Below are 26,064 nucleotides of genomic sequence, written 5' to 3'. Positions count from 1 at the left end.
GCGGTTGCTTGCTGGTCACGAGGTGAACTCCAGCCGACCGCGGCAGCGCACAGCAAGACGTCCGACTCGTGACAAACATAATACGTATGCCCTACAGTCCTCGGCGCGGAGTCGTCAACGAAGTCGACAGGACAAGGGACATCTCATGGTCGGAATCCACACCGGGGCGCCTTCACGCCGCAGGGCGTCGGCCGTCGCCGTGACGGGCATAGCAACGGCCCTCCTCACGCTCGCTGGTTGCGGCAGCGGAGAAAGCGCGGCCAACGGGAAGTACGGCTTTCCCGAGGCCAGGCAGGAGGCGTCCTCGGCCATCACCGTCTGGGTGGACGCGGACCGACAGGCCGCCGCGAAGGCCTTCCAGGCGGCGAACCCTGACACGAAGATCAAGGTCGTCACCTATGACGGGTCGGCCAACGGCTCCAACTCCTTCCGGACGAAGATGCAGCTCTTCGACCGCGCGGGCAGTGGCTGGCCGGACGTCGTCTTCTCCAGCCAGAACAACGACGCGGCGTGGGCCAGCCAGAAGAGCGGCGGCAAGCAGGCGTTCGCGGCCGTGCTGGACAAGGGCTTGGTCCCGAAGGAGACGCTCGGCAATTTCACCAAGGGCTCCCTCGATCCCTGCACCGTGGACGGCCGCGTGTACTGCCTGCGCAACGACCTCGCCCAGACGGTGCTCTGGTACAACAAGCCTCTGCTGGAGAAGTTCGGCTACGCCCTGCCGACCACGTGGGAGGAGTACCAGGCGCTCGGGGAGAAGGTCGCCGAGGAGCACCCCGGTTACATCATCGGCACAGCCGGCGATGCCTGGACCCCCGAGGTCTACATGTGGGCGAGCAAGTGCCGGGCCAACGACGTGACCGGTCCCAAGTCCGTCACCGTGAACACCGGTTCGGCCGAGTGCAAGCGTGCGGCCTCGATGCTGGACACCCTCCGCGACAAGGGGACCGTCCCGGTGGTCAGCGTGTTCACCCCCGAGTTCTTGAAGAAGTACTCCGGCAAGGTGCTGATGACGCCGGGTCCGGCGTGGTACGCCGGTGCGATCTTCCACAACCCTGAATCGCTCGACGTTCCGGCCGGACAGCTCGGCGTTGCCGCGCCCTTGACGTGGAAGGGCGAGAGCGAGGCTGTGACGGGGAACGTGGGTGGCGGAACCTGGTTCGTCTCCAGCCATTCGAAGAACCTGGAGGCCGCCCGGAAGTTCGTGCAGTTCGTCACCACCGCCGACCAGTACCAGGTCGATGCCGCACCCGGTTACCCGGCCTACGCCCCTGCCGCCCAGAAGTGGATCGCCAAGCAGGAGGCGAGCAAGTACTACGCCACCTCGCTGCAGCCGGTGGTGACCGCTGCGTCACGGGTCTGGGCCGGTTGGGGCTATCCCACGTTCAGCCAGGAGGCGATCTGGGCGAAGACGATCACTCCTGGTATCACGGGCGGCAAGTCCATCGTGGACCTGCTCCCGACGTGGCAGACGGCGATCAAGAACCAGGCCGAGGTCAACGGATACGTGGTGAAGTGAGATGACCCTCGCTCCATCGAGTGGCCATGTGACCGCCGACGCCCCGGAGGGTCGGCGGTCACGCCGGAAGGGCGACAGGCCGGCGGGACGCGCCGTCACCCGCAGCCCGATCGGCTACGTCTTCGTCTCGCCCTACGCGTTGCTCACGATCGCCTTCGGCATCGTCCCCTCGCTGTACGCGGTGCTGCTGGCCTTCACCGACGCCGACGGCGGATTCGCGGGGTTCGACAACTTCACCAAGGTCATTGACGACTTCCGGTTCTGGCCGGCTGTGCTGCACGTGACCATCTATCTCGTCATCTGGCTCCTCGGGCTGGTCGTCTTCGTCGTCGGCCTGGCGTTGATGATCCATGCCATCGGCGTCCGGTGGGTGAGCACGACCCTCCGCTTCGTCTACTACCTCCCCGGCGCACTCGCCGGCGCCTCCAGCGTGCTGTTGTGGCTCTTCGTCCTCGATCCGACCGCGAGCCCGGTCAGCGGCCTGCTCAGCGCGATGGGCTTCGACAGCTTCGTGCAGGTGATCCAGCCGGGCCATCTGCCGGCCATCTTCGCCATCATCGCGTTCTGGACCGGGGCCGGCGGGTGGATCATCATCATGTACGGCGCCCTCAACAACATCAGCACCGAGGTGATCGAGGCCGCCCGTATCGACGGTGCCAACGCCGTCCAGATCGCCCTGCGCATCCAGCTTCCGATGCTGCGCAAGTGGGTCGCGTACATGGGCGTCATGTCGCTCGCGGCCGGCACCCAGCTCTTCGTCGAGCCACAGCTGCTCAGCCAGGCCAGCAACGCGGTGGTGCCCAACGACTACTCGCTCAACCAGCTCGCCTATCAGTACGCGTTCCAGCAGAACGACTTCAACGGCGCGGCCGCGATCTCGTTGATCCTGCTGGTCGTCGCGCTTCTGCTGTCCTGGGTGTTCGTGACCCGTGGCGGCCTGTTCGAGAAGGAATGACCATGGCAGCACTCTCCACCGAACGGCGTCGGTCGAGCCTGAGCGGCTGGAGCGGGCGCTCCATCATCGGCGTCCTGCTCGTCGTCTTCATCCTGTTCTTCGCCGTCCCGATCGTCTGGCTGCTCCTCGCCGTCACGAAGTCCTCGAAGGCGCTCGTCGTCGACCACCCGTTCTCCCCCGGGTCCTGGTCGGCCTTCACCGCGAACTGGCATCAGCTGTTCGACTTCCAGGACGGCGCGGTGACGACGTGGATCGGGAACTCCGCGGTGTACGCGATCGGCGCCCTGGTGATCACGCTGGTCGTCAGCATCCCCGCCGGCTACGCACTCGCCCTCACGGAGTTCAAGCTTCGGCAGGCGCTGCTCGTGCTGACACTCGTCGTCATGCTGATCCCCAGCACCGCCTTGGTGTTGCCCATCTTCCTCGAGCTGAACAGCGTCGGTCTCATCGGCAGTCCGCTGTCGGTGATCCTGCCCATGTCGTTCTTCCCGTTCGGCGTCTACCTCACCTACATCTACTTCTCGACGAGCATCCCCCGGGACATCCTCGCCGCCGCCCGTATCGACGGCTGCACAGGCTTCCAGGTCTTCACCCGCGTCGCGCTTCCGCTGGCCGCCCCGATCGTCGCGCTGGTGGCGTTCTTCAGCTTCGTGCAGAACTGGAACAACTTCTTCCTGCCGTTCGTGATGCTGCCCTCCAGCGACGGCTACCCGATCCAGGTGGGGCTCACCTCGCTCCTGGCCGCCACCCCGGCCTTCAACCCCAGCTCCGCGGGATCCGACTCCGTTCAGCTGCCCACCCTGGCACTGGGGACGATCGTGTCGATCCTGCCCGTCCTGATCGTCTTCCTGTTCTCCCAGCGATTCCTGGTCGCGGGCATGACAGCCGGAGGAACCAAGGAATGACCACCAGCGCATGCAAGGAGAACCACGTCCGATGAAGATCACTGGGTACCGCAGTCTGAGCACCGTCCATGACTGGGGCAGAGTCACCGGGGACGTCAACGGTGTCCAGTCCGGCCATGCGACGCCGGTCCCCGTCCTCATCATCGAGACCGACACCGGGATCGAGGGTGTCGGTCTCGGATCCCACGCTGACATCGCGCGGGTCTTCCCCGCGATCGAGGGCGATGACCCACGGTCGGTCGTGGCGCTGTACGACCGGATGCTCGCCTGGGTGTTCAAGGCCGGTCACTCGGGATCCACGTTCGGCACCATCGGGGCTGTCGACATGGCCCTCTGGGACATCAAGGCCAAGGCCGCCGACGAGCCACTGTGGCGCACCCTCGGGGGCCGCTCACGCTTCGTTCCCGGGTACGCCTCCGGCCTCGAATACGGCCTGACCGACGCCCAACTCGTCGAACTGTACGGCCAGTTCGCGGATCACGGTTTCAAGGCCGGCAAGCTCAAGGGCGGCCGCGACCTCGACCGCGATCTGCCCCGACTGGAGATCATGCGCGACGTTCTCAGCCGTAACGCGCGCCGACCGGCGCTCATGTTCGACGCCAACGAGTCGTGGAACCACGCCCAGGCCACCCGGTACGTCGCCGCCATCGAGGAACGCATGGACCTCACCTGGGTGGAGGAACCGCTACGCCGGTGGGACGCGGCCGGAATGGCCACGCTGCGCGGAAAGGTACGCGCGGCGATCGCGAGCGGCGAGAACCTGACCGGGCTGGAGCAGTACCGCCCCCTGCTGGACGCCAACGCGGTGGACATCGTCCAGATCGGCAACGTCTGGGGCATCACCCACTTCCTCCGAGTCGCGACACTCGCCCACGCGCACGACCTGCCGGTGAGCCCCGTCGCGTACAACGCCAACCCGGTGGCGCACGCGGCTGCCGCCGTGCCGAACCTCCTGACCTGTGAAGTCCAGGATCTCCGTTTTCCGATCGGCCTTGACGTCGACCAGCAGTTCGAGGACGGAGGTATCGTCCTGGGCAACCGTTCAGGGATCGGGATCACGGTCGACGAGTCCCAGATGTCACCGGCCGGCTCCACCGCGCCCCAGCCCGCGGCAACCGGACCGCACATCCGGCCCGAACGGGCGGCTCTGCGGCTGGTGGCCGAGCCCGACCGAATGGACGACCCTTCGCACCCCGGGAGGCGCACATCATGACCCTTCTACCTGAGCGCAGGGCCCTGGTGGTGGGTGTGCGCCCCGAAAAACGCGAGGAGTACCTGGAGCTGCATCGCGCCGTGTGGCCGAGCGTCGAGCGCAAGCTCACCGAATGCAACGTCCGCAACTACAGCATCTTCATTTTCGGAGACATCCTCTTCGCCTATTACGAGTACGTGGGAGAGGACCACGAGGCGGACATGCGTCGGATCGCCGAGGACCCGGCCACACAGGAATGGTGGACGCACACCGACCCGTGCCAGGTGAGAATCGCCGAGGAGCGCGTCCCCCGGGCGCTGTGGCAGCCCATCGACGAAGTCTGGCATCTGGCGTGAGTGCCGGTGTCGACGCCCACGTACACCGGCGGTCGTGCAGTCGAGCAACAGCCTCGGGGAGCACCAGTGGGTGAGCGTCACGGCTGCGGAAATCGCATGGCGACCGAACGTTGGTGACCGCAGCCGTGTAATCCTTCGACCCCAAGCGCCTTCTGTACGGCTCCAACTAGCCGTGGGCCAAGCCCGGCCGGGGCGCCGTGCCCTGGAAGTCCGCTGTGAAGACGCTGCTCGACGGGCTTTCCGTGGCGGAACGGGCGCGGGTGTCCGGCGGCAACGGCGCGGGCGTCTACTCGCGTTCCTGACCGCGCGCCCGGCCACGCGTGCGCGGCGCGTGGTCGGGCAGCCGGCGGCGCTCCCACGAGATGTGGATGTGATCATGCATCGCCTTCTGGGCGGCGGCGACGTCCTGCCGAGAGATGGCATCGACGATCGCGGCGTGTTCCTTCAGCGTCAGCTCGAACGCGTCGGGAGGATCGATCCCCTGGTAACGGCTGGACTCCGTAGCGCGCTTGTACAGCTGCTTGGCGATGTTCTCCGCCAGCCGGTTGCCGGAGATCTCCATGAGCGCGTAATGGAACACCACATCCGCTTGCCGGAAGGAGTCCGTCTCGGACGCGCTCTCACGCATCGTGGTCAGCGCGTTCTCCAGCCGCCTCAGCCCGTCTGCGCTGCGAGATCCGGCGACGGCGCCCGCCATCGCCGACTCGAGGCTCGCGCGCACGACGGTCAGTTCGTCGAGGACGCCGAGCGTCTCGTCGTTGTCGATCAACGCGGACAGCACCACCGGATCGAGCATGTTCCAGTAGCCGGGCGCCCGCACCTGAGTCCCGCGCCCCTGAGAAACGATCACCAGCCCCTTCTCCTCCAGGCGCTTCACCGATTCACGCAGAACCGTGCGGCTCACGCCGAAGTGCTCGCTCAGCGGACCCTCGGGGGGCAGCAACTCGCCTTCCTGCAACTGGCCCGTCACGATGAGGTCGACGAGCTCGGAAACGACGGCGACACCCAGGCGGTTGACGGGCAGCCGTCGCGGGAACAGGCGGGTTGAGGGCTGCGGCTCGGTTGGCATACGTATGACCTTACCGCTCGATCGAGCAGCGATGGAGACATCTGCCTGTCTCGAGACCGCAGCGCGCCAGTCCGGCACGGTGGCATGGTCCGGGCCCTCGCAACGCGGTTTCCGTCGCGATGCCGGACCCGGCTGCCCCTCGCCGTACGGCGTCCTCAGCGACCGGCGGCCCCAGTGTGCAGTGAGGTCGGCCCGTCCCTCAGGGCCGGTCGGCAGCTGGGAGGCATCCACGCCGGACTGTTCACACATTGCAGCTGCGTGGCTGGTCGAAGTCGGTTTGGACCTCGACGTGTTCGGCCGCATCGCGTGGCGAACTGCACCCCGTAGCCCGTACATAGGGAAAACCCTGGAAAGGCCGGCGTGCTCTTGTCGCTGCCGCCTTCCGGGCGCTTCACTTGCGCTGCTGCACCCCCCACAGGAGAACACCCGTCCCGTCAGTAGAAGGGTTTCTCTTGACCGTCCTACGCGCCTCCGCCGTCACCGCCGCGGCCTGTGCCGCCGTGCTAGCCACCGCGCTGCCGTCCTCGGCCATCAACTCGTACAACGCGACACCCGCACCCGAGCGCACCGAGGTCGGCGCGCTCGTCGCGACCTGGGACAACGACGGCGATCCCACGACACCCGACCGGGTCGACTGGGTCTGCTCCGGCACCATGATCGACGCGGACACGTTCCTGACCGCCGCGCACTGCACCACCGACTGGCCCGACAACGTGAAGTTCTACGTGTCCCTGGACCAGGACGTGCAGGCCGGCCTCGACGCCGCCGCGAAGAAGTACCCCGGCGATCCGGCCGCGCAGGCAGGCGCCGTCGCTGTCGAGGGCACCGCGCACAGCCATCCCGACTACCCCGGGCCCGCGTCCGACGCGCACGACATCTCGGTGATCGAGCTGCCCGCGGCCAAGGTCAAGGCCCGCTGGTCCTTCACCCCGGCCACACTGCCCACCGCCAACCAACTCGGCGCGCTCGGCCCGCAGTCGCTGAACTCCACCGACTGGTTCGTCGCCGGATACGGCACCCAGGAGGCCCAGCGCGGCCCCGGCGGCCAGACCCACCCCGGCGGCGGTGTCCGGATGAAGGCGCCCGTCACCTTCGACGCCCTCAACAACGCGTGGGTCCGCCTGGCCATGACCGAACCCCAGGGCAACGGCGGCGCCTGCTACGGCGACTCCGGCGGCCCCAACTTCGCCGTGATCGGCGGCCGCAACGTGCTCGCGGCCACCACGATCACCGGCGACGGCCCGTGCTACGCGACGAACGTCTCGTACCGCCTGGACACCCCGGGTGCCCGCGCCTTCCTGGCGCCGTTCGTGAAGCTGCCGTAGCCCCCACGGCCACGCAAAGAGCGCGGTCTCCTCAGCGCCTCACCGCGCTACTGCCCGCCGCCGACGGCTCGGACGAGCCGTCGGCGGCGGGCTGATCTCGAACGTTGACGGGGCCGGCGTCGCGTGAAGCCGGCTGACCTTGACGACTGATTCAGCGGCCGCGTCGATCCCCACGCGTGGCCGCCGCTCGTCAGGGCAGGCGGGCGTGCTCGGCCCGGCTGGCCGCGATCCGCTCACGCGCGAGCGTACGGGCCCGCTTGGTGTCGCCGCCGGTGAGGCGAGCGAGGATCGCCGCGAGAGGCCTGATCTGGCCCCAGCCGCCCCAGTGGCCTTCGGGGATCTCCGTGGGAAATACCCAGATCCGGCTGGCGTCCCGAGGCCAGGCGCCGTTCTCCGCGTCGAGGATTGCCTCGGTGACCTCGGCGATGACGCTCGCACGCTTCTGCTCGTCGAGCTGCCCCTCGGGGACGGAAGGGACGACCTTATAGCGAGGTGCGTCCGCGGGTTCCCCGCCGACATAGACGCCGGCCGGTCGGTGCAGCCAGAGCCAGGAGACGGAACGGCTCACCGGGTCGGCGGGGTCGAATCCCTCGTTGCGGACGAGGATCTCGGTGATGCGGTTCAGCAGCGCCGCCTCGGCGTCCGGCTGGAGCGCGCCGTCGGGGATGTACACGTCGAGCATGGGCATGGTGATCGATCTCCCCCGTGGGTTTAGTTTTTCAACTCAGGTGGAGCTTATGAGGGCTAAGTGCAAGTTGTAAACCCAGAGGGGTACGCTCGACCGATGGAAACTCGGCGAATCGACCCGGTCAACTGCTCGGTGGCGCGCGCCCTCTCGGTCGTCGGGGAGCGCTGGTCGCTGCTGATCGTGCGTGAAGCGCTGGACGGCGCGCGGCGGTTCGGCGAGTTCCACTCCCGCCTCGGGATCGCCAGAAATCTCCTCGCGACCCGGCTGGAGACCCTGGTGACCGCGGGGGTGATGTGCCGCGTGCCGTATCAGGAGCCTGGGGACCGGCAGCGTTTCGCCTACGAGCTCACCGAGCAGGGATGGGCGTTGCGGCCCACGCTCGTGGCGCTCCTGGAGTGGGGCGACACCTACCTCGCCGACCCTCAGGGCCCGTCGGTCATCGTCCGGCACCGGCCCGTCGACGATGCCGGCTCCTGCGACGAGCCGGTCAAGGTCGTCCTCGAGTGCGCCGCGGGGCACAGCCACCTCGCCCCGGAGGACGTCTGTCGCACGCCCGGACCGGGTGCGCGCTTCGTGGAAGGCCCCTGAGATCCCAGGAGCGTTCCGAGGACCGGCATCCGGCGCGGTGGCAGTGGACCCGTGACCGGTTGAGCGGCTCAGGCCCAGCTGCTGGGTCCGCGAAGCCCTGTACCGGCCGGGATGTCCGGCTGCGTGAGGAACAGCGGCCTCAGGGGCCCGACCGCACCGGTCGGGGCGCCTCGTGGCGGCAGCCGCTCTAGTCTGGAGGAGGGCCGCTGGAGACCAGCCCCGGCGGGCACCGCGACACAGTTGTCCGGACGGAGGTGTGCCGCGTGACGATCGCCGACGATCAGGACGCCCCGACCGCCGTCGTCGTGGTCGACCCGGACAACCGGGTCAGCGGCTGGAGCGAGGGAGGGTGTCAGCTGCTCGGCTGGACGGCGGAGGACACCGTCGGACGGCCGGTGGCCGACCTGCTGGCCGGGCCCGTGCCGCCCGGATTCCCCGGGGGTCACGACGCGGACGCCCTTTCCGGACCGATCGCCCTGCGTCACCGGGACGGCCACACCGTGGATTCCGTGATCACGGTACAGCCGTTGCGCGGCCCCCAGGGGGGCGTGCTGGGCCATGCGGTCACCGTCCAGCGGTGGGATCGCCGGCCGGTCATCGCGGACCGGGTCTTCGAACAGTGCCCTTTCGCGCTGGGTGCCTTCGACCCCGATCTGCGGTTCCTGTGGATCAACGCCTCCTCGGGGCGGGTGATCGCACACACCGAGGAGCAGGTGCTCGGCAAGCAGTACCGCGAGGTGCTGCCCGAGTTCGACCGCTCGCTGTTCCCCGAACGGGACGACAAGCCCTACACCGACAAGCTCGCCGAGGTGGCGAGGACGGGCGAACCCGCGCGCCTGATCACCGTCTTCCGCCCGCGCGGCAGCGACTACGCCAACGCCTGGGCCACCAGCATCTGGCCCGTCCGGGACGCCGAGGGCAACGTACGCGCGGTCGCCAACTGGGGATTCGACATGAGCGCCGAGTACTGGGCCCGGCAGCGCCTGCTCATCCTCAACGAGGCCACCACCGGCATCGGGCGCACCCTCGACGTCGTCGGCACCGCCCGGGAGCTGGCCACGACGTCCGTACCGGGGTTCACCGACCTGGTCACCGTGGATCTCTTCGACGAGGTGCTGCGCGGGGAGGAACCACCCTCCCCACCGGCGGCCGGCCACGCCGAACCCCTCACGCTCAGCCGTGCCGCCCGGCACGGTGCCGCGGAGGACTCCCATCGGTCGGCCGGGCCCGCGGTGCCGGTCACGCATGCGGTTCATTCGGTGGCCGCCACCTGCATGGCCACCGGAAGGTCCACCGTGGAACTGGCCACCGAACCCGGCGTCGGCGGTGAATGGGCCTTCGGTCCCGGGCTCGCAGCGGACCCCGCCCACTGGCCGCCCGGCAACCCCGTCATCGACAAGGGCATCGCGGCGGAGGGACTGACCGGCCGCATCACCGTGCCGCTCCGGGCCCGCGGCGCGCTGCTGGGCGTCGTCACCTTCTCCCGGCTCGACCGGCCCGAGGCCTTCACCGCCGACGACCTGATCCTCGCCGAGCAACTCACCGCCAAGGCGGCCGTCGCCATCGACAACGCCCGCCGGTACGTCCACCAGAGCACCACCGCGCTGACCCTGCAACGCAGTCTGCTCCCCCAGCGGTTGCCCAGCCAGGAAGCGGTCGAGGTGGCCTCGCGCTACCTGCCCGCGGGGACCGACGCGGAGGTGGGCGGCGACTGGTTCGACGTCATCCCCCTGTCCGGCGCACGGGTCGCGCTGATCATGGGCGATGTCGTCGGCCACGGCCTGCACGCCTCGGCCAGCATGGGCCGGCTGCGCACGGCGGTGCGCACGCTCGCCGACGTCGACCTGCCACCCGACGAACTGCTGACCCATCTCGACGACCTGGTCCTCCACTTCGCCAGCGACCTCCAGCCCACCAGTCACTTCCAGACGACCGCCGAAACCGGGGCGACCTGCCTGTACACCGTCTACGACCCGGTCTCCCGCCGTCTGACGCTGGCGAGTGCCGGTCACCCGCTCCCGCTGGTCATCGCGCCGGACGGCACCACGATCCCGGTGTCGGCGCAGCCGGGGCCACCGCTCGGGATCGGTGGCCTGCCGTTCGAGGCGACCGAGCTCGAACTGCCCGAGGGCAGCCTGCTGGCCCTCTACACGGACGGGCTGGTGGAGAACCGCGAGCGTGACGTCGACCAGGGGATCGCCGAACTGCTGGGCCTCCTGGACCACAGAGCTCCCTCACTGGACAACCTGTGCGACACGGTGATGGAGGCCATGCTGCCCGAACACCGCACGGACGACGCCGCGGTCCTGCTCGCGCGCACCTGTGCGCTGGATCCCCAGCACGTCGCCGACCGGCACGTCGAGCCGGACGTCACGGAGGTGTCGCGCGCCCGGCAGTTCGCCGTCGACCAGGTGGAGGCCTGGGGGCTGGAGGAGACGGGGTTCGTCACCGAACTGGTCGTCAGCGAACTCGTCACCAACGCCATCAGGTACGGCGAGCCCCCGATCAGGCTCCGGCTGATTCGCGACACCGCCCTGATCTGCGAGGTCTCGGACTCCAGCAACACCGCCCCGCACCTGCGCCGGGCGCGAGCGTTCGACGAGGGGGGCCGGGGACTGTTGCTGGTCGCCCAGCTCACCCAGGGGTGGGGCACCCGGCACACTCCTCACGGCAAGACCATCTGGTGCGCGCAGTCCCTCGCACACAGCTCCGGTGAGACACCGCTGCCCCCTCCGGGTGAGTGATGAGCGTGGTGGCCCGGACCGACCCGCAGGGCCACCTCGGCTGGTCGACCCGCGTGCCGCGGCCGACGAGATGACGGTCCCGGTCAACGCATCCGTGACCCGCCGTTGGTGGAGATGTCAGCGGTCGTCTGGACTCGCACGCAGCCTGCGAGGGCTTCGGCGGCGCGCTGTCGCCCGGCGCGGAAACGGCGCAGGTAGGACCGCGCCATGGGGCCCGGGGGTACGCCGCGGGCGAAGGCGCGCATGTTGCGTTCGCCCGCGTTGTACCCCAGCGCGAGGAGTTCGTCGCGGGTGTACCGGCGCACGTGGCGCGCCGGAAGCCGGCCGTCGAGGTCCTTCAGGTGCAGCGCCGCAGCGCGGATGGCGAAGGCGGGGTCGTCCCGCAGATCCTGCCAGCGCCCGGACAGACCGTGCGTCCGTCGTACCTGCTCGAAGGCCGCCCGGTGCATGTTGGCCACCCCGAAGGACGCCTCCGGCTTCCACCACTGCCACAGCCGCTCCAGCAGCGGATGGTGGGGCTTGTACGCCTCGTTGTAGAGGACGCCCATCACCAGTTGCGGAGAGACACCGGCCGCCTCGGCACTGCGCACCACCGTGTCGGCGTAGTCGTCGGGATCGTAGCCACCGGGTCGCAGCGGCGGCATCCGGACGCTGTCACTGTCCATGCACCTGCACGTGCCCTCAAGATCCCGCCGCAATCCCGCCCGGCGGCGATCCGCCGGCCGGGACGAGCGGGCCCGTCCCGGGCGACGTAGCGCACGGCCGAGGAGGTGGTCCGGCACCCGCCGCCGCGTCGACGGACTGGACGCCCCGCTCAAACACCGCACCCTCTACCGACTCGGGAACCGACAAGCAGCCTGACCAAGCCCGCGGACCTGACCGAACCGAGGGAAGCCCCCGCTCAGGCCGGCTCCTCGACCGCGTGGGAGTCGGTCAGGGTGAGTGCGCCGCCCGCCGCGATCAGACCGACGACCACCGCGAGTACGCCGTAGATGATCCGCTCGCCGTGGAAGAAGGACCGCACGAGGTCGCTGTTCCAGACGCCGGCGGGCAGCCGGGTGGTGACCAGTGCCGCGATCAGGGTTCCGGTGACGGCGGTGCCGACGCTCGTGCCGACCTCCTGGGCGGTGTCGTTGAGCGCCGTGCCGATCGAGGTGCGGTTCTCCGGCATCGCCTCGACCAGGGCGATCGCGCAGATCGTCATGACGGTACGCAGACCGATGGTCATCACCACCATGGAGGCGGCGATGGCGGCGTACCCGTGGTCGACGCCCCAGGCGAGCCCGGCGAGCGCGACGGACAGGCAGGCCGCGCCGACCAGACAGGCCACGCGGTGGCCGAACTTCTTGGCGAGCCCTTCCGACAGGGGGGTCGCGACGATCATCGTCACGATGAGCGGCAGGTTCGCCAGGCCGGCCCGCACCGGGCTCCATCCGTAGGCGTACTGGAAGTGGAGGATGAGCCCGAACATCACGCCGGCCATCGCGATGGCCGTCCCGATCTGGGCGATGACCGCGCCACGGACGGTCCCGCCGGAGAAGATGGCGAGGTCCAGCATGGGTGATGCGCTGCGGCGCTCGTGGCGCACGAACCCGATACCGGCGGCCACGGCTCCGGCCATCGAGGCGAGCGTGACGGTGGAGAGCCAGCCGTGCTCGACGCCGCTGGTCAGCGCGTAACAGGCGAGGCCGATGGCGAGGACGCTGAGGACGGCACCCGGCAGGTCGAGCCTGTCGTCCGTCAGGTCCTGAGGACGGTCTGCGGCGACCCCGAGCCGCACCCCGATGCCGGCGATCAGCGCGATGGGCGCGTTGATCAGCAGCAGCCACTGCCAGCTCACATGGGCCAGCGCGGTACCGCCCAGCAGCGGGCCGAGCACGAACCCGGACATGCCGACGACGATCATCAGGGTCATCGCGCGCATCCGCAGTGCCTGCTCGTCGAACAGTCTGAAGACGAGCGAGTTCGTGATGGGTGCCATGGCCGCAGCGGCCACACCGAGCCCCGCGCGCAGCGTTATGAGCTGCCCGGCGGAGTCGACGGCGATGACGCACAGGCTCAGCAGGCCGAACACGGCGAGGCCGATCAGCAGCACGCGTCGCCGTCCGAGGCGGTCGGCCAGGGATCCCGCCGTTAGCAGGAGGCCGCCGAAGGTGAGCGAGTAGGCACCGGTGACCCACTGCAGGGCGGTGGTGCCGCCGCCGAGGTCGCGGCCGATGGTCGGCAACGCGATCGACAGCAGGGTGTTGTCCACCATCTCGACGAAGAAGGCCAGGCAGAGTGCGGTCAGCGGGATCCAGGCCGCACGCAGGGACGAGTAGGTACCGGTTGCAGCGGGCTCGGCTGTGGTGGTCGCGGTCATGGCCGGCCTCCTCTCTGGGCGTCGCCGGTCGTCGCAGGACGCACGCGGCGCTAGAACGGGATTCGATAAAGGAACGGCGTTCCATGGTGGAACGGTGTTCGATCGTAGAACACCGTTCGATGACAGGGCAAGTCTGTGATTGGATGGCTGCATGCCACGCCCGCGACCACGCACCTCCACCGAGGCCTCCCCCCGAGGCCGCCAACGTGCCTCGCACTCCATGGAGGCGGTCCTCAGCGCGGCCGTGGCCCTGCTCGACGAGGCGGGCCAGTCGGCCCTGACCTTCCGCGCCCTGGCCGCCCGGCTCGGCACGGGCGTCGGGACCATCTACTGGTACGTCGACAGCAAGGACGAACTGTTCGACCGCGCCACCGACCACGTCGTCGGCGGCATCCTGACCGCCGTCGAGGAACAGCCGCAGAGCGACGACCCGATCGCGGACCTGCGGGAGATGGCGATCACCCTCTTCGACGCCATGATCGACCGGCCGTGGCTGGCGGCCTTCTTCATGCGCAACACCGACGTCCAGGGCCACTCACTGCGGCTGTACGAGAAACTCGGCCAACAGACCCTGCGCCTCGACCTCACACCGCGGCAGCGGTTCCACGCCGTGTCGGCGATCCTCGGCGTCGTGGTCGGCACGGCCGCCGACCTGGGCGCGCAACCCCCGCAGGAAGTGCTGGACGGCACAGTGACCCGCGTGGAGTTCCTCAGCCGCTACGCCGATTCCTGGCGAAGGCTCGACGCCGCGCAGTTCCCGTTCATGCACGAGATCGTCGACGAGTTCGCCGAGCACGAGGACAGGGACCAGTTCCTCGCCGCACTGGAACTGACCCTGGCGGGCCTGCGCCTCCAGGCAGGAACCTCTTGAGTGGAGGTCGCGGGTGGGAGCGGGGTGCGGATCCGGCACGTCTGAGGGACGTGGGGCAGCGAGACGGTTGCACCGGCTGTCCGCCCCTCGCGCAGGCATCCGGCCTGGCCGGCGCGGCCGCCCGGACACGTGACGCCTGACGATCCGCACCCGTCCCCGGACGGCGAGGTGGACGCGATCCTGATGCTTCCGGCCGACCGACAGCGGTGCCGCGAGGACCGCGCGCCTGCCGACCCGGGGCACCTGCGGACCTGGCTCAAGGCGGTGGCCGTCGGCCTGCCGACCTCCGGGGCGTTCAGCTCGCCAGGCCGTGCCGGAACGCGTAGACGACCGCCTGGACGCGGTCGCGCAGGCTCAACTTGGTGAGGATGCGGGAGACGAACGTCTTCACCGTCTCCTGGCTGATGACCAGCGCGGCGGCGATCTCGCTGTTGGAGAGGCCGTCCGCGATCAGCCGCAGCACCTCCAACTCGCGGGGCGTGAGCGGGATGTCCGCCCGGGCGCCGTCGGCGGGGCGGATGCGGGCCGCGTACCGGCCGACCAGCTGGCGGGTGACGTCGGGGTCCAGCAGCGCCGCCCCCATGGCCACCGTGCGGATGCCGTGCAGCAGGCGGTCGGGCGGGGCGTCCTTGAGCAGGAAGCCGCTCGCTCCGGCGCGCAGCGCCTCGTAGACGTACTCGTCCAGGTTGAACGTGGTGATCACGAGGACCTTGACGGGGTGGGCGACCCCGGCCCCCGCCAGCAGGCGGGTGGCTTCGAGGCCGTCGAGGACCGGCATCCGGATGTCCATGACGACGACGTCCGGCGTGAGCTTGCGCGCGAGTTCGACGCCGGTCTGCCCGTCACCGCACTCGCCCACCACCTCCATGTCGGGCTGCGCGTCGATGATGGTGACCAGGCCCGTGCGGATGAGCGCCTGGTCGTCGCAGACGAGAACCCGGGTCGGTACGGCCCCGGACGACGACGATGTGCTCACGAGCGGCTCCCGGCCGGAATCCGCGCCCGGACAACGAAGCCGCCGCCCGCACCGGCGCCCGCGCTGAAGTCGCCGCCGAGGACGTCGACCCGCTCGCGCAGACCGGCCAGACCCCGCCCGCTGCCACCGACGGCGGCGGCCCGTGAGCCGGTGCCGTCCGTGCTGACCTCCACGGTGATCTCCCTCTCGCCGTGCCGAACGGTGACCGAAGTCCGGCTGCCGTGAGCGTACTTGAGGGCGTTGGTCAGTGCTTCCTGCACCACCCGGTAGGCCACGAGGTCGGCGCTGCCGGTGGACACCGGCGGGGTGCCCTCCTCGGTGAACGCCACCGGCTGGCCCGCCCGGCGGGTCTGCTCCACGAGGGTCAGGAGGCGGCCCACGGCCGGTGACCTCCGCTCCCCCGGGTCGTCGCCGCTGCCGGTGCCGTGGTCGGGGTTGAGCAGGTCCAGGAGGTGCCGCAGATCGGTGATCGCTCGCCGCCCGGTGTCGGAGACGGCGCTCAAGGACTGCTCCAGCCGCTCCGGCGCGGCGGTCAGATAGCGGGCGGCCTCCGCCTGCACCACCATCGCCGTCACGTGATGGGTCACCACGTCGTGCAACTCCCGTGCGATGCGCGTGCGTTCGGCCGTGCGCGTCTCCACCGCGATCCGCCGGCGGCGCTCCGCCTCCGCCCGCCGGGTGGTGCGCAGCCAGCCCCCGGCGCCCCACGCCAGACCCATCGCCAGGTAGAAAGTCACAAATCCCGTCACGTCCTCGCCGGACCCGGCCCGCGAGAGGGCCACGGCCAAGGCCACGTACGCCGCGCTCAGGCCGAACACGCAGATCCGGCGGTGCCGTTCCAGGTGCGAGCCGGTGCTCAGCAGCACGACGGGCATCGCGGTGGCCGCGAAGGTGTGGTACCCGCGGAGCTGGTCGACGGCGAACCCGCAGAACACCAGAGCCAGGGAGAGGGCCGGCAACCGCCGCCGCACCGCGAGCGGCAGGGACTCGAGCAGGATCACCACGACGGTCAGCGCGTCGTGCGGGCGGTCGGTAACGCCCCCGAGAACCGTTCCGTTGTCGCGCAGCGCCGGGACGAACGAACCGGTCAGCAGGAGCAGCCCGAACGGAAGATCCCGCACGACGACGTCCAGCCGGTACCAGGCGTCCCTCAGTCTCTTGTGCACTGCGCCCAGCCGGCGCCGGACCCCGCCCAGTCGGCGGCGGACTGCCGCTTGCCCTCCCGTGCGCGGGAACAGCCGGAGCCGGGCACCGGCCGACGGGTGCCCGGCTCCGCCCTCGCGGTGCTCGCTCCCGTACGTCCGGTGCTCCGGCGTCCCGGAGGATCGCTGCTCCGTCATCACCGGGCGAGGGCGGCGAGGGTGTTCGCGCGCTCGGCGCGGCGCCGGGGGACGATGTTGCCGCGGCGGTGGGCCACGATCAGGAAGCAGACCGTCAGCAGCGTGCCGAAGAGCACCGCGTACACGCTCGCCTCGGGGCCGAACTCCCCGCCCGTGACCAGCTTGCTGCCGGACAGACTCGCCTCCAGCAGACCGTGGTTCTCGCCGTTGCCCGAGACCTGGGTGCTGAAGATGCCGGCCTCCATGTAGTTCCAGGCGAAGTGCACGCCCATCGGCAGCCACAGGTTGCGGGTGGCGGCGTACCCGGCGGCGAGCATGGCACCGGCCTCGACGGAGATGGCAAGGGCACCGGCGAGGGTGGCGTCGTCATTGAGGAGATGCATGCCGCCGAACACGAGCCCGGACAGTACCAGCGCGATGTAGGTGCCCGCGCCCCGTTCCACGAGCCGGAACAGCAGACCGCGGAAGACGATCTCCTCGGTCGCTGCGGCGCCGGCCATGAAACCGATCAGACCGATGGCCCCGCTCACCGAGTCGATGCCGTCAACCTTGTAGTCACCGAGGAAGTAGATGTTGCCGATGACGCAGAGGAACATCAGGGTGCCGAGGAGCAGGCCCCACAAGGCCGCGCGGCCCGCGCCCTTCCCCTGGAGCTCGGTGACCTCGCGGTTCTCGGTGCGTTTCACGACCCACCGGTAGACGAACACCATGGCGGCCACGGTGAGGACGCCGGCCGGCAGCGACAGCCACGGATTGTCCTTCACCCCGCTGATGACGCCGCCGCTGATCGCGTAGACCGCGAACACGACGACTATCTGCAAGATGATCTTCATGACCTTCACGACGTGAGCTCCCTCAGCCAGTCCCGTCCGGTTCCGTCCCCGGCCCGCGGTGCGACGCTCCGCGGTGAACTGAACGCTACGGAGCCGACGTTCGGGAATCGTCACCGTGCGGTGGACACTCCTGCGTAGCTCGCAAGGGGGACGACGAGGCGGGTGTGGCTCGCGAGAGCCCGACCGGGGGCTGAGACAGTGTCGGTGTGTCGCCCCGGCTCCTCAGGGCTCCACGTTGAGCCGTCCCGACCGGAAGGGCTCGACGTGCTGGGGCAGGTCGCCGTAGCCGGCGGCCGCAAGGGCCCGGGAGATCTCCGGGTGTGCCGCGACCCGGTCCACGAGCGGGGGGTCGATCTCCAGGCGGACGACGTCCCCGAGGTCGCGGACCCTGAGATCCGTCACGGTCAGTCCGGCGTCGGCGAGCAGGGCGCGCACGGCGGTCTCCGCACGGTCGACGCGGGCCAGGCGGTACGGGGTGACCTCGATGCCGTAGCGGATCCGGCTGGCCAGACAGGGAGTTGCCGGCTTGTCCCAGGTCGGCAGGGACCAGGCCCTGCTGAGACGGCGTACGGCCGCCTTGTCCAGGCCGATGTCGAGGAGCGGGGTGTGGATGCCGCGTTCCCGGCCTGCGCGGATGCCCGGGCGGTGCGGGTCGCGGGCGTCGTCGGCGTTGGTTCCGGTGGCGACCTGGTCGTATCCGTGCTCGCCGGCGAGGGCGGCGATGGTGTCCAGGACCTCCGACTTGCAGAAGTAGCAGCGGTCGCGTCCGTTGGCCCGGTAGCCGGGGCGCGTGAGTTCCTCCGTGCGCGGGGTCAGGTGGACCACTCCCACCTGTTCGGCCAGCCGGCGGGCGCGCGGGAGTTCCTCGGCGGCCAGGCTCTCCGAGACGGCGGTGACGGCCACGACCCGCTCCGCTCCCAGTGCCCGTACCGCGGCTGCGAGGACGAGAGCCGAGTCCGCGCCTCCCGAGTAGGCCACGGCGACCGGTCCGATGGCTGCCATACGGTCCAGCAGGCGCTGTTCCTGAGTCGCTTCAGTCATCGGTCCCGGCCTCCTGTGTCCGGTGGTCGCCGGCCTCGCCGCTCGGTCGGCGTCGCAGCGCACGGGCGGCCACCGCGCGCAGCGGCAGGCCCAGTTGAGTCGCGGCGGCCACGAGGTCCTCGTGTTCGGGTTTGGCCCGGTGGGGGCCGATCTTGATCCGCACCGGGTGTCCGTCGACGTCGACGGTCTGGAAGTGGCGCGGCAGCGTGGTGCGGGTGGCGGTGAGGCGGCGGACGCCCAGGGTGCCGGTCTCGGCCAGGACGAGGTCCCGCAACGGCCCCTCGTGCTGGGGGGTGGTGAGCACGTGCAGGACCTGGGCGGGCCGGCCCTTCTTCATCACGGCGGGGGTGGCCCAGGCGTCGAGCGCCCCGCACTCCATGGCGCGGGCGATGGTGTGGCCGAGGACCTCGCCGGTGACGTCGTCGAGGTTGGTCTCCAGCACGACGACGTCCTCCTGCCCGTTACGGGCCGGCTCCCCGAGGGTCACGACGCTCACGTTGGGCCGGTCGGGCAGCCTTCGGCTCCCGGCGCCGTATCCCGTGGGGCCGAGGGTCATGGGCGGGGGCGGGCCGTACCGGGCCCCGCAGGCGCGCAGCAGTGCGGCGCCGGTGGGGGTCACCGTCTCCCCCGGCAGATCGGTGCCGGTGACCTGCGCGCCGGTCAGCAGCGCGAGGGTCGCCGGGGCCGGGCAGGGCAACAGGCCGTGGGCCGCGTCGATGCGTCCCCTGCCGAGGGGCAGCGGCGAACTGACGACTTCGGTGACGCCGAGGACGTGCAGGGCGGCGGCGGTGCCGACGATGTCCACCAGGGTGTCGTGGCCGCCCAGTTCGTGCAGGTGGACGGCGGCCGGTTCGGCGTCGTGCAGCCTGCCCTCCACCTCCGCGACGGCAGTCACCGCGGCGACCGCGAGGGCCGCGACGGGCTCGGGAGTGGCGCGGGAGGCGAGATCGATGACCTCGGCCGCGTGCCGCTGTGTGTGGGGGTCCGTGACGTGCACGTGGACGCGGGTGGCGGACAGGCCGTGGTCGGTGACGCGTTCGGCGGTGAGTTCCCAGCCGGTGAGGCCGGTGGCGGCGATCGAGGACCGGATACGGTCGAGAGGTGCTCCGGCGTCGATGAGCGCGGCCAGCAGCATGTCGCCGGCCAGGCCGGTGAAGGGGTTGATCCAGCAGATCACCGGGTGCCTCCGTGGTCCTGGGCCTGGCTCCCGCCGTGGTCCTGGATCCCCCGGTGATCCTGGGCGGTGCGATGCCCCTGGGCGATGCGATGGACCGCCATCGCCGCCGAGAAGCCGGAGTCGATGTTGACCACGCTCACCCCGGCGGCGCAGGACGCGTGCATGGCGAGCAGCGCGGTGACACCCTCCAGGGAGGCGCCGTAACCGGTGGAGACGGGGACGGCGACGACCGGTGCGCGCACCAGGCCGCCGACGACACTGGCGAGGGCGCCTTCCATGCCGGCCACCACGATCACCGCGTCCGCGGCCCGCAGCCGGTCCCGGACCTGCAGGACGCGGTCGAGCCCCGCCACGCCGACGTCGTGGACGGCGCTGGCGTCCAGGCCGACGGCCGTGGCCACGGCGACGGCCTCGGCGGCCACCGGCCGGTCGGACGTACCGGCCGCGGCGACGAGGACGGAGAACTTCCCGGTGGCGGCGGGGCGCCACAGCAGCAGCCGGGCCTCGGCGTCGTACGTCCCGCCGCCCACGGACGCCCGGACGGCGTCGGCGGTCTCCGGGTCGACGCGTGTGACGAGCACCGGGCCGGTGTTGTGCGCCAGGAGGCCGTTGACGATGCCGGTGATCTGCTCGGGGGTCTTGCCGGGCCCGTACACGACCTCGGGCAGTCCCTGGCGGGCCTCGCGGTCCAGGTCGACGCGGGCGAAGCCCAGGTTCAGCACCTCGCTCACGACAGGCCCCCGTCGACGTACGGGATGGTCTGCGGGCCTTCGGGCAGAACGCACACGCGAGCTCCGGGGCCTGCTGCGGCGAGGGCTTCGGCGACGGTGGCCGAGATGTCCCGCGTCTGCTCCAGATGAGCGGTGGCCAGTTCGGCGTCGCTGAGGAAGCCGGTGTGCATGACGACCCGGCTCCCGGACTGGATGCGTGCCTGGATCTGCACCTGCCACTGGTCGGGCACGGTCTCGGTGCGGGCGCCGATGTCGTCGAGGAGCGCCCGAGGCGAGGCGGCGGAGGCCAGGACCTCGCGGTACGAGCCGTGATCGGGAAAGCCGTCACGGCACTCGGCGGCGCAGACGATCGTCCCGCCGGGGCGGACCACCTGGTAGGCGGCGGACATGCCCTTGACGGCCTGGTAGAGGTTCTGGTCCAGCGGGAAACCGGAGTTGGTGGTGACGACGACGTCGAACGGCGCCGGAACGGGCCGCATCGCCATGCTCTTGGCCGTGGCGGTGGCGGCCGCGTGCATCGCCGGCAGATCACCGCCGAAGGCGGCCACGATGTCCTTGTCCCGGTTGAGCACCACGTCCAGCGCGAAGGTCACACCGGTGGCCTCGGCGATGGCGCGTACGTCGTCGTGGACCGGGTTGCCGTGGATGACGCCCCAGGTGGCGCGCGGGTCGCCGATCCGGGCCGCGTCGTGCAGCACGAGCACGGTCTCCAGCGCGGCGAGGCCCGGGGCGACGAGTTTGGGGCCGCCCGAGAAGCCGGCGAAGAAGTGGGGCTCGACGAAACCGGTGGTGATGCGGACGTCGGCCTCCACCCACTCGCGGTTCAGCCACACCGGGACGCCCTTGCCGTGGGTGCCCAGCCACGTCAGCTGCGCGGTGTCCCGGGCGTCGTGGTTGACGATCCGCACGGTGTCCACGACCTCGTCGCCGAACATCGCGCGCAGCTCGGCCTCGCTGTTGCCCCGGTGGGTGCCGGTGGCGACGAGGACGACGACGTCCTCCAGGCGGACGATGCCGTCGAGTTCGTCGAGGACGGCCGGGATCATCAGGTGGCGCGGCTGGGGGCGGGTGCCGTCACAGGCCGAGATCGCCACCGTCTGTCCCGGCCGGACCCGGTCCCGCAGCGGCGGTCCGGCGACCGGTGCGCGCAGGGCCGTACGAAGGACCGCACTCTGGTCCGCGGCGGCCTCGTGGTGGACGGGTTCGACGACGGTCGTCGCCTTGGGGGCCACGTCGATGTCGAGCCCCGACTGCCCGTAGGCCAGACGTACTTTCACGGGGTTTCCTCACGCAGTCTTTCCGTCGGGATCCGGTAGGCGCGGGCCGCCGTGCCGCCGAAGACCTCGGCGCGTTCGGTGGCGGTGAGCGAGGACGTCAGTTCCTCGGTGGTGCGGACGACTTGCCGGTAGGAGGCGGCCAGCAGGCACACCGGCCAGTCGGAGCCGAACATGACCCGGGACGGGCCGAAGGCGTCGAGCACGACATCGGCGTAGGGGCGCAGGTCGTCCGGGGTCCAGGTGTGCCGGTCGGCCTCGGTGACGAGCCCGGACAGCTTGCAGAAGACGTTGGGCTCGGCGGCCAGTTCCCGGATCCGTGCCGCCCAGGGCTGCTGTTGCCCCGAGGCGATGGGCGGTTTGGAGCCGTGGTCCAGGACGAAGGTCAGCTGGGGCAGCGCCCGCACGGTGGCGAGGGCCGCGGGCAGCTGGTGGGGCACGGTGAGCAGGTCGTAGACCAGGTGCGCGTCCGCCACCGCCGTGAGGCCCCGCTGGACGTCCGGTCGGTTCAGCCAGGCGGGGTCGGGTTCGGCCTGCACCAGATGCCGTACGCCGACGAGGAGTTCGCCGCCGGGGCCCGCCCGCAGGGCGGCCAACGCCCCGGCCACGTCCCCAGCGGTGAGGTCCGCCCAGCCGACGACGCCCGCGACCAGGTCGGACGACGCGGCCAGGGACAGGAAGTCGGCGCTCTCCTCCGCGTCGGGCAGTACCTGGACCAGAATCGTGCGGTCGATGCCGGCGTCCGCCGTCTCGGCCGCGAGGTCGGTGAGGGTGAAGTCGCGGCGTACGGACTCCATGCCGGGGGTGTCGAGCCAGTCGTGCGTGCGCCGGCGTGGGCCCGGTGTCTCCCCGGGCGAGTCCTTCAGGCGCCAGAGGTGGTGGTGGGCGTCGATCCTCGTCATGCCTCATCCGTTCCGAGGGCGTCCAGCTCGTCCCACAGCTCCGGCGGGACCTCCCTGGTCGCGTGGTCCACGTTCTCGGCGATCTCCCGCGGGCTGCGTGCGCCGACCACCACCGAGGTGACGGCGGGGTGGCGGTACGGGAACTGGAGCGCGGCCGCGGCCAGCGGTACCCCGTGCGCTGCGCAGCGCTCCGCGAGGGCCTGGGCTCGTCGCAGCACGGGCTCGGGGGCCGGGGCGTAGTCGTAGGTGGCGCCCGGGGCGGGGTCGGCCAGGACGCCGCTGTTGAAGACGCCGCCCACGAGGACGCCGACCTGCCGCTCGGCGCACAGCGGCAGCAGTTCGTCGGCCGCGGTCCGGTCCAGCAGGGAGTAGCGGCCCGCGACGAGCACGCAGTCGAGGTCGGTCTCGCGGACGAAGCGGGTGAGCATCGCCGTCTGGTTCATCCCGGCGCCGATCGCCCGTACGGCGCCTTCGGACCGCAGCCGGGCGAGCGCGGGGTAGGCCCCGCGGACCGCTTCCTCCCAGTGATCGTCGGGGTCGTGGATGAGGACGGTGTCGAAGGCGTCCAGTCCGGTGCGCTCCAGGCTCTCGGCCAGTGAACGGTAGACACCGGCGGAGCTGTAGTCGCGGACCCGCACGAGCCCTTCGTCGACTTGGAAGGCCTCGTCTCCCGGGGCAGCGTCGCCCGCCACGAGCAGGCGGCCGACCTTGGTGGAGACGGTGTACTCCGTGCGCGGGTGTCCGGGGCCGGTGAGGAAGGCGCCCAGTCGCCGCTCCGCGAGTCCGGCGCCGTAGTGCGGGGCGGTGTCGAAGTACCGGATTCCGGCGGACCAGGCCGCGTCGAGCGTGGCGGCGGCCTGGTCGGCGCCGACCGCGGAGAACAGGCCGGCCAGCGGGGCGGTGCCCAGCCCGAGGCGGCCGACGGTGACACCGGAGCGGCCGAGCGGGACTTGTTCGAGGTACCGGGGCAGGTCCGCCCGGTTGCTGCGGTACGGGGTGGCGGAGTTCATCAGGCCTGTCCGAGGACGTGGCGCTGACGGCCGAGCCGGTCGATCTCCACCTCGACGACATCGCCTTCCCGCAGATAGGGGAAGTCGTTGGCGCCGAAGGCGACGCCCGCGGGGGTGCCCGTGTTGATGACGTCACCGGGCTCCAGCACCATGAACTGGCTCAGGTAGCGGACGATGTGCCGCACCCCGAAGATCATGTTCTTGGTGTGGCCGTCCTGGCGCTGCTCGCCGTTGACCCACAGCCGCATCGCGAGGCCCTGCGGGTCTCCCACCTCGTCGGGGGTGACCAGCCAGGGGCCGAGCGGGTTGAACGTCTCGCAGGACTTGCCCTTGTCCCACTGTCCGCCCCGCTCGTGCTGGAAGGCGCGCTCGCTGACGTCGTCGGCGATGGTGTAACCGGCGATGACCTCGTCCGCCTGGTCCTCGGAGTCCAGGTAGCGTGCGGTGCGGCCGATGACGATCGCGAGTTCGATCTCGTAGTCCGTCTTGACGCTGGTGCGCGGTATCAGCACGGTGTCGTCGGGGCCGACCACCGTGTCGGCCGCCTTCATGAAGATGACCGGTTCGGCCGGCGGCGGGGTGTCGGTCTCGGCGGCGTGGTCGACGTAGTTGAGGCCGACGCACACGACCTTGCCGGGACGGGCCACGGGTGCGCCGATCCGCTGCCCGGCGATCTCGATCGGAGGCAGGAGCCCCTCGGCGAGGGCGGCCCGGACCCGGTCGATTCCGCCGTCCGCGAGGAAGGCGCCGTCGATGTCGTCGGTGAGCGGGGTCAGGTCGTGGGCGCCGTCGGCGTCCAGCACGGCGGGGCGCTCCAGGCCGGGCGGGCCAACACGCAGCAGTCTCATCGGGTTCTCCAGGAGGTGAGCTGTCGATCGGTAGGCGGGAAGGGGCGGGCTGCCGCATACCGGTGCGGTGTGAGGTCAGGCGCCGGTGCGGGGTGAGGGTGTCGACTCGAGAGTCGGGTCGGGGGGCGGCGTCAGGGGCGTGGGGATCGGCGGGGTACCCCGGGCGGCGACCGGTCGGGGGCGCGGGGAGCAGGGTGCGTGCCGGGCAGGCATGTTCGGCGGGCGTTCCGACGTCAGCACTGGAAGCACCGTTCACGGCGGGCCTCGGACACCCGCATCCTGGCCGCACGTCCACGGCGAGCGCGGACAGTCCAGTACAGGACCTGACGCACCCTCCCATCAGGCTGCACAACTCAGCCGGAGGGCGGCCGTCTACGGCGGTGTCCCGGCGTCCCCCGCCGAGAGGTCGAGCGGTCCACTGCCGTCCTCCCGTTCCCAGTGCTCGCGCAGCCAACGCTCCGTCGTGGTGACGTGCATGAGCGCGGCGGCCTGTGCGAGGGCCGCGTCCCGGTCGGTCAGTGCCTGGTAGATGGCCTCGTGCTCGGCGACGGTGCGTGCGGCGGCGTTGTCGTCGACCAGGCCGCGCCAGATCCGCGCGCGCACGGTCCGGCTGGAGATGCCTTCCAGCAGCGCGGAGAGCGTGGCGTTCCCGGTGGCGGCGATCACCGTCCGGTGGAAGGCGGCGTCATGCTCGTTGAGTCGTTCCACGTCCTCGCGGGCGGCGCGCATGGCGTCGAGGTGGCGCTCCACCTCGGCGAGTTCGGCGTCCGAGATGCGGGTCGCGGCCAGCGCGGTGGCGACCGGTTCGAACAGCCGGCGCACCTCGGTGAGCTCCAGCAGTGTGTCGCCGCGCAGCAGCTCCACGGCGGAGCCGACCCCGCTGAGCAGCAGCTCCGGCTCCAGGCTGGTCACATAGGTGCCGTCACCACGCCGGATCTCCAGCACCCGGGAGACGACCAGGGCCTTCACCGCCTCCCGCGTCAGGTTGCGCGAGAGCCCTAGCTCCGCGGCGAGCTGCGGCTCGGGCAACAGCTTGGCGCCCGGGGCCAGCTCACCGGACTGGATGAGCTCCCTGATGCGGTCGATGGCCTTGTCGGTCAGTGACATGTGCGGCCGTCCCCTCTTCCTGCGTGCGCAAGCGGCACCGTAGCAATACATCCCACGGCTGCGGAAGAGATGGGATGACCGATCCCCCGCTCCCAGCACGCAGAGAACGACGTATGCGCAGGTGAATCGATGATCGGGGAAATTGTTTCGCCTCAGGTATGGACACTGGGACGGGACGAGCTCTTAAATCCATCCCATGTCTAGGACCTGTTGTTGCGCAGGAGACATGTCATCGACACATGACGACAGGTGGT

General features: G+C 70.6%; 24 protein-coding genes. 9 read left to right on the top strand and 15 right to left on the bottom strand.

The window, feature by feature from the left end:
* The first annotated feature begins 145 nt into the window (after positions 1 to 145).
* The 5 genes from ACIQJT_RS37680 to ACIQJT_RS37660 are packed head-to-tail and all read left to right on the top strand — an operon-like array spanning position 146 to position 4,924.
* A complete protein-coding gene (locus ACIQJT_RS37680; RefSeq protein ID WP_365465650.1) occupies positions 146 to 1,516 on the top strand; it encodes an extracellular solute-binding protein in 1,371 nt (456 codons plus the stop codon).
* A gap of 1 nt (position 1,517) precedes the next feature.
* Positions 1,518 to 2,471 carry a sugar ABC transporter permease gene (locus ACIQJT_RS37675; protein ID WP_365465653.1) on the top strand — a complete coding sequence of 318 codons (954 nt, stop codon included), beginning with the start codon at positions 1,518 to 1,520 and terminating at the stop codon, positions 2,469 to 2,471.
* 2 nt (positions 2,472 to 2,473) lie between these two features.
* Positions 2,474 to 3,376 carry a carbohydrate ABC transporter permease gene (locus ACIQJT_RS37670; protein WP_365465656.1) on the top strand — a complete coding sequence of 301 codons (903 nt, stop codon included), beginning with the start codon at positions 2,474 to 2,476 and terminating at the stop codon, positions 3,374 to 3,376.
* A gap of 31 nt (positions 3,377 to 3,407) precedes the next feature.
* Entirely contained in the window at positions 3,408 to 4,589 is a 1,182-nt protein-coding gene (locus ACIQJT_RS37665) for a mandelate racemase/muconate lactonizing enzyme family protein (RefSeq protein WP_402650123.1), read from the top strand.
* The gene (locus ACIQJT_RS37660) at positions 4,586 to 4,924 is read left to right on the top strand and encodes an L-rhamnose mutarotase (protein ID WP_365465662.1); all 339 of its coding nucleotides are present in this window, start codon (positions 4,586 to 4,588) and stop codon (positions 4,922 to 4,924) included. The genes ACIQJT_RS37665 and ACIQJT_RS37660 overlap by 4 nt, the downstream gene beginning before the upstream one ends.
* Before the next feature lie 286 nt (positions 4,925 to 5,210).
* On the opposite strand, the gene ACIQJT_RS37655 is transcribed toward ACIQJT_RS37660, so the two are convergent.
* Positions 5,211 to 5,993, bottom strand: a complete 783-nt coding sequence (locus ACIQJT_RS37655) for a FadR/GntR family transcriptional regulator (protein ID WP_402650122.1) — start codon at positions 5,991 to 5,993, stop codon at positions 5,211 to 5,213.
* A gap of 452 nt (positions 5,994 to 6,445) precedes the next feature.
* Between ACIQJT_RS37655 and ACIQJT_RS37650 the strand changes: the two genes are divergently transcribed.
* On the top strand, positions 6,446 to 7,318 hold the full coding sequence (locus ACIQJT_RS37650) for a trypsin-like serine protease (protein ID WP_402650121.1): 873 nt from the start codon (positions 6,446 to 6,448) through the stop codon (positions 7,316 to 7,318).
* Between the two features lie 190 nt (positions 7,319 to 7,508).
* Here ACIQJT_RS37650 and ACIQJT_RS37645 read toward each other — a convergent pair whose 3' ends face one another.
* A complete protein-coding gene (locus ACIQJT_RS37645) occupies positions 7,509 to 8,006 on the bottom strand; it encodes a hypothetical protein (protein ID WP_402650120.1) in 498 nt (165 codons plus the stop codon).
* Positions 8,007 to 8,102: 96 nt separating this feature from the next.
* Between ACIQJT_RS37645 and ACIQJT_RS37640 the strand changes: the two genes are divergently transcribed.
* Both ACIQJT_RS37640 and ACIQJT_RS37635 read left to right on the top strand, forming a co-directional pair.
* Positions 8,103 to 8,594 carry a winged helix-turn-helix transcriptional regulator gene (locus tag ACIQJT_RS37640; RefSeq protein ID WP_402650119.1) on the top strand — a complete coding sequence of 164 codons (492 nt, stop codon included), beginning with the start codon at positions 8,103 to 8,105 and terminating at the stop codon, positions 8,592 to 8,594.
* A 263-nt stretch (positions 8,595 to 8,857) separates the two neighbouring features.
* Entirely contained in the window at positions 8,858 to 11,338 is a 2,481-nt protein-coding gene (locus ACIQJT_RS37635) for a SpoIIE family protein phosphatase (RefSeq protein ID WP_402650118.1), read from the top strand.
* An 83-nt stretch (positions 11,339 to 11,421) separates the two neighbouring features.
* Here the strand turns inward: ACIQJT_RS37635 and ACIQJT_RS37630 are convergent, their stop codons facing one another.
* On the bottom strand, positions 11,422 to 12,003 hold the full coding sequence (locus ACIQJT_RS37630) for a lytic transglycosylase domain-containing protein (protein WP_402650117.1): 582 nt from the start codon (positions 12,001 to 12,003) through the stop codon (positions 11,422 to 11,424).
* 236 nt (positions 12,004 to 12,239) lie between these two features.
* The gene (locus tag ACIQJT_RS37625) at positions 12,240 to 13,700 is read right to left on the bottom strand and encodes an MFS transporter (protein ID WP_365463831.1); all 1,461 of its coding nucleotides are present in this window, start codon (positions 13,698 to 13,700) and stop codon (positions 12,240 to 12,242) included.
* Positions 13,701 to 13,920: 220 nt separating this feature from the next.
* Here ACIQJT_RS37625 and ACIQJT_RS37620 point away from each other — a divergent pair, with 220 nt between their 5' ends.
* The gene (locus tag ACIQJT_RS37620) at positions 13,921 to 14,571 is read left to right on the top strand and encodes a helix-turn-helix domain-containing protein (protein ID WP_365463828.1); all 651 of its coding nucleotides are present in this window, start codon (positions 13,921 to 13,923) and stop codon (positions 14,569 to 14,571) included.
* 295 nt (positions 14,572 to 14,866) lie between these two features.
* Here the strand turns inward: ACIQJT_RS37620 and ACIQJT_RS37615 are convergent, their stop codons facing one another.
* The 11 genes from ACIQJT_RS37615 to ACIQJT_RS37565 form a co-directional block, all read right to left on the bottom strand.
* On the bottom strand, positions 14,867 to 15,547 hold the full coding sequence (locus ACIQJT_RS37615) for a response regulator transcription factor (protein ID WP_365463825.1): 681 nt from the start codon (positions 15,545 to 15,547) through the stop codon (positions 14,867 to 14,869).
* On the bottom strand, positions 15,544 to 16,713 hold the full coding sequence (locus ACIQJT_RS37610) for a sensor histidine kinase (RefSeq protein ID WP_402650116.1): 1,170 nt from the start codon (positions 16,711 to 16,713) through the stop codon (positions 15,544 to 15,546). The genes ACIQJT_RS37615 and ACIQJT_RS37610 overlap by 4 nt, the downstream gene beginning before the upstream one ends.
* Positions 16,714 to 16,886: 173 nt before the next feature.
* Positions 16,887 to 17,720 (bottom strand): lysostaphin resistance A-like protein, encoded by an 834-nt coding sequence (locus tag ACIQJT_RS37605; RefSeq protein ID WP_402650207.1) that lies wholly within the window; start codon positions 17,718 to 17,720, stop codon positions 16,887 to 16,889.
* Positions 17,721 to 17,942: 222 nt separating this feature from the next.
* Positions 17,943 to 18,761: an ATP-dependent sacrificial sulfur transferase LarE gene (gene larE / locus ACIQJT_RS37600; RefSeq protein WP_402650115.1), complete on the bottom strand. Its 819-nt coding sequence runs from the start codon at positions 18,759 to 18,761 to the stop codon at positions 17,943 to 17,945.
* Positions 18,754 to 19,938, bottom strand: coding sequence for a nickel pincer cofactor biosynthesis protein LarC (gene larC, locus ACIQJT_RS37595; RefSeq protein WP_402650114.1), 1,185 nt, complete (start codon positions 19,936 to 19,938; stop codon positions 18,754 to 18,756). The genes larE and larC overlap by 8 nt, the downstream gene beginning before the upstream one ends.
* Positions 19,935 to 20,669, bottom strand: a complete 735-nt coding sequence (gene larB, locus ACIQJT_RS37590) for a nickel pincer cofactor biosynthesis protein LarB (RefSeq protein WP_402650113.1) — start codon at positions 20,667 to 20,669, stop codon at positions 19,935 to 19,937. Before larB ends, larC begins: the two co-directional genes overlap by 4 nt.
* Positions 20,666 to 21,946 (bottom strand): nickel-dependent lactate racemase, encoded by a 1,281-nt coding sequence (gene larA, locus ACIQJT_RS37585; protein WP_402650112.1) that lies wholly within the window; start codon positions 21,944 to 21,946, stop codon positions 20,666 to 20,668. Before larA ends, larB begins: the two co-directional genes overlap by 4 nt.
* On the bottom strand, positions 21,943 to 22,845 hold the full coding sequence (locus ACIQJT_RS37580) for an amidohydrolase family protein (RefSeq protein ID WP_402650111.1): 903 nt from the start codon (positions 22,843 to 22,845) through the stop codon (positions 21,943 to 21,945). Before ACIQJT_RS37580 ends, larA begins: the two co-directional genes overlap by 4 nt.
* Positions 22,842 to 23,855 (bottom strand): aldo/keto reductase, encoded by a 1,014-nt coding sequence (locus ACIQJT_RS37575; RefSeq protein ID WP_402650110.1) that lies wholly within the window; start codon positions 23,853 to 23,855, stop codon positions 22,842 to 22,844. The genes ACIQJT_RS37580 and ACIQJT_RS37575 overlap by 4 nt, the downstream gene beginning before the upstream one ends.
* A complete protein-coding gene (locus ACIQJT_RS37570) occupies positions 23,855 to 24,703 on the bottom strand; it encodes a fumarylacetoacetate hydrolase family protein (protein ID WP_402650109.1) in 849 nt (282 codons plus the stop codon). The genes ACIQJT_RS37575 and ACIQJT_RS37570 overlap by 1 nt, the downstream gene beginning before the upstream one ends.
* A 372-nt stretch (positions 24,704 to 25,075) precedes the next feature.
* Positions 25,076 to 25,810 carry a FadR/GntR family transcriptional regulator gene (locus ACIQJT_RS37565; protein WP_365463798.1) on the bottom strand — a complete coding sequence of 245 codons (735 nt, stop codon included), beginning with the start codon at positions 25,808 to 25,810 and terminating at the stop codon, positions 25,076 to 25,078.
* Between the last annotated feature and the right edge of the window lie 254 nt (positions 25,811 to 26,064).

The organism is Streptomyces sp. NPDC091972 (assembly GCF_044756385.1).
GTDB lineage: Bacteria > Actinomycetota > Actinomycetes > Streptomycetales > Streptomycetaceae > Streptomyces.
The sequence above is the reverse complement of the archived record's forward strand: the minus strand, read 5'-3'. Positions and strand labels throughout refer to the sequence as shown.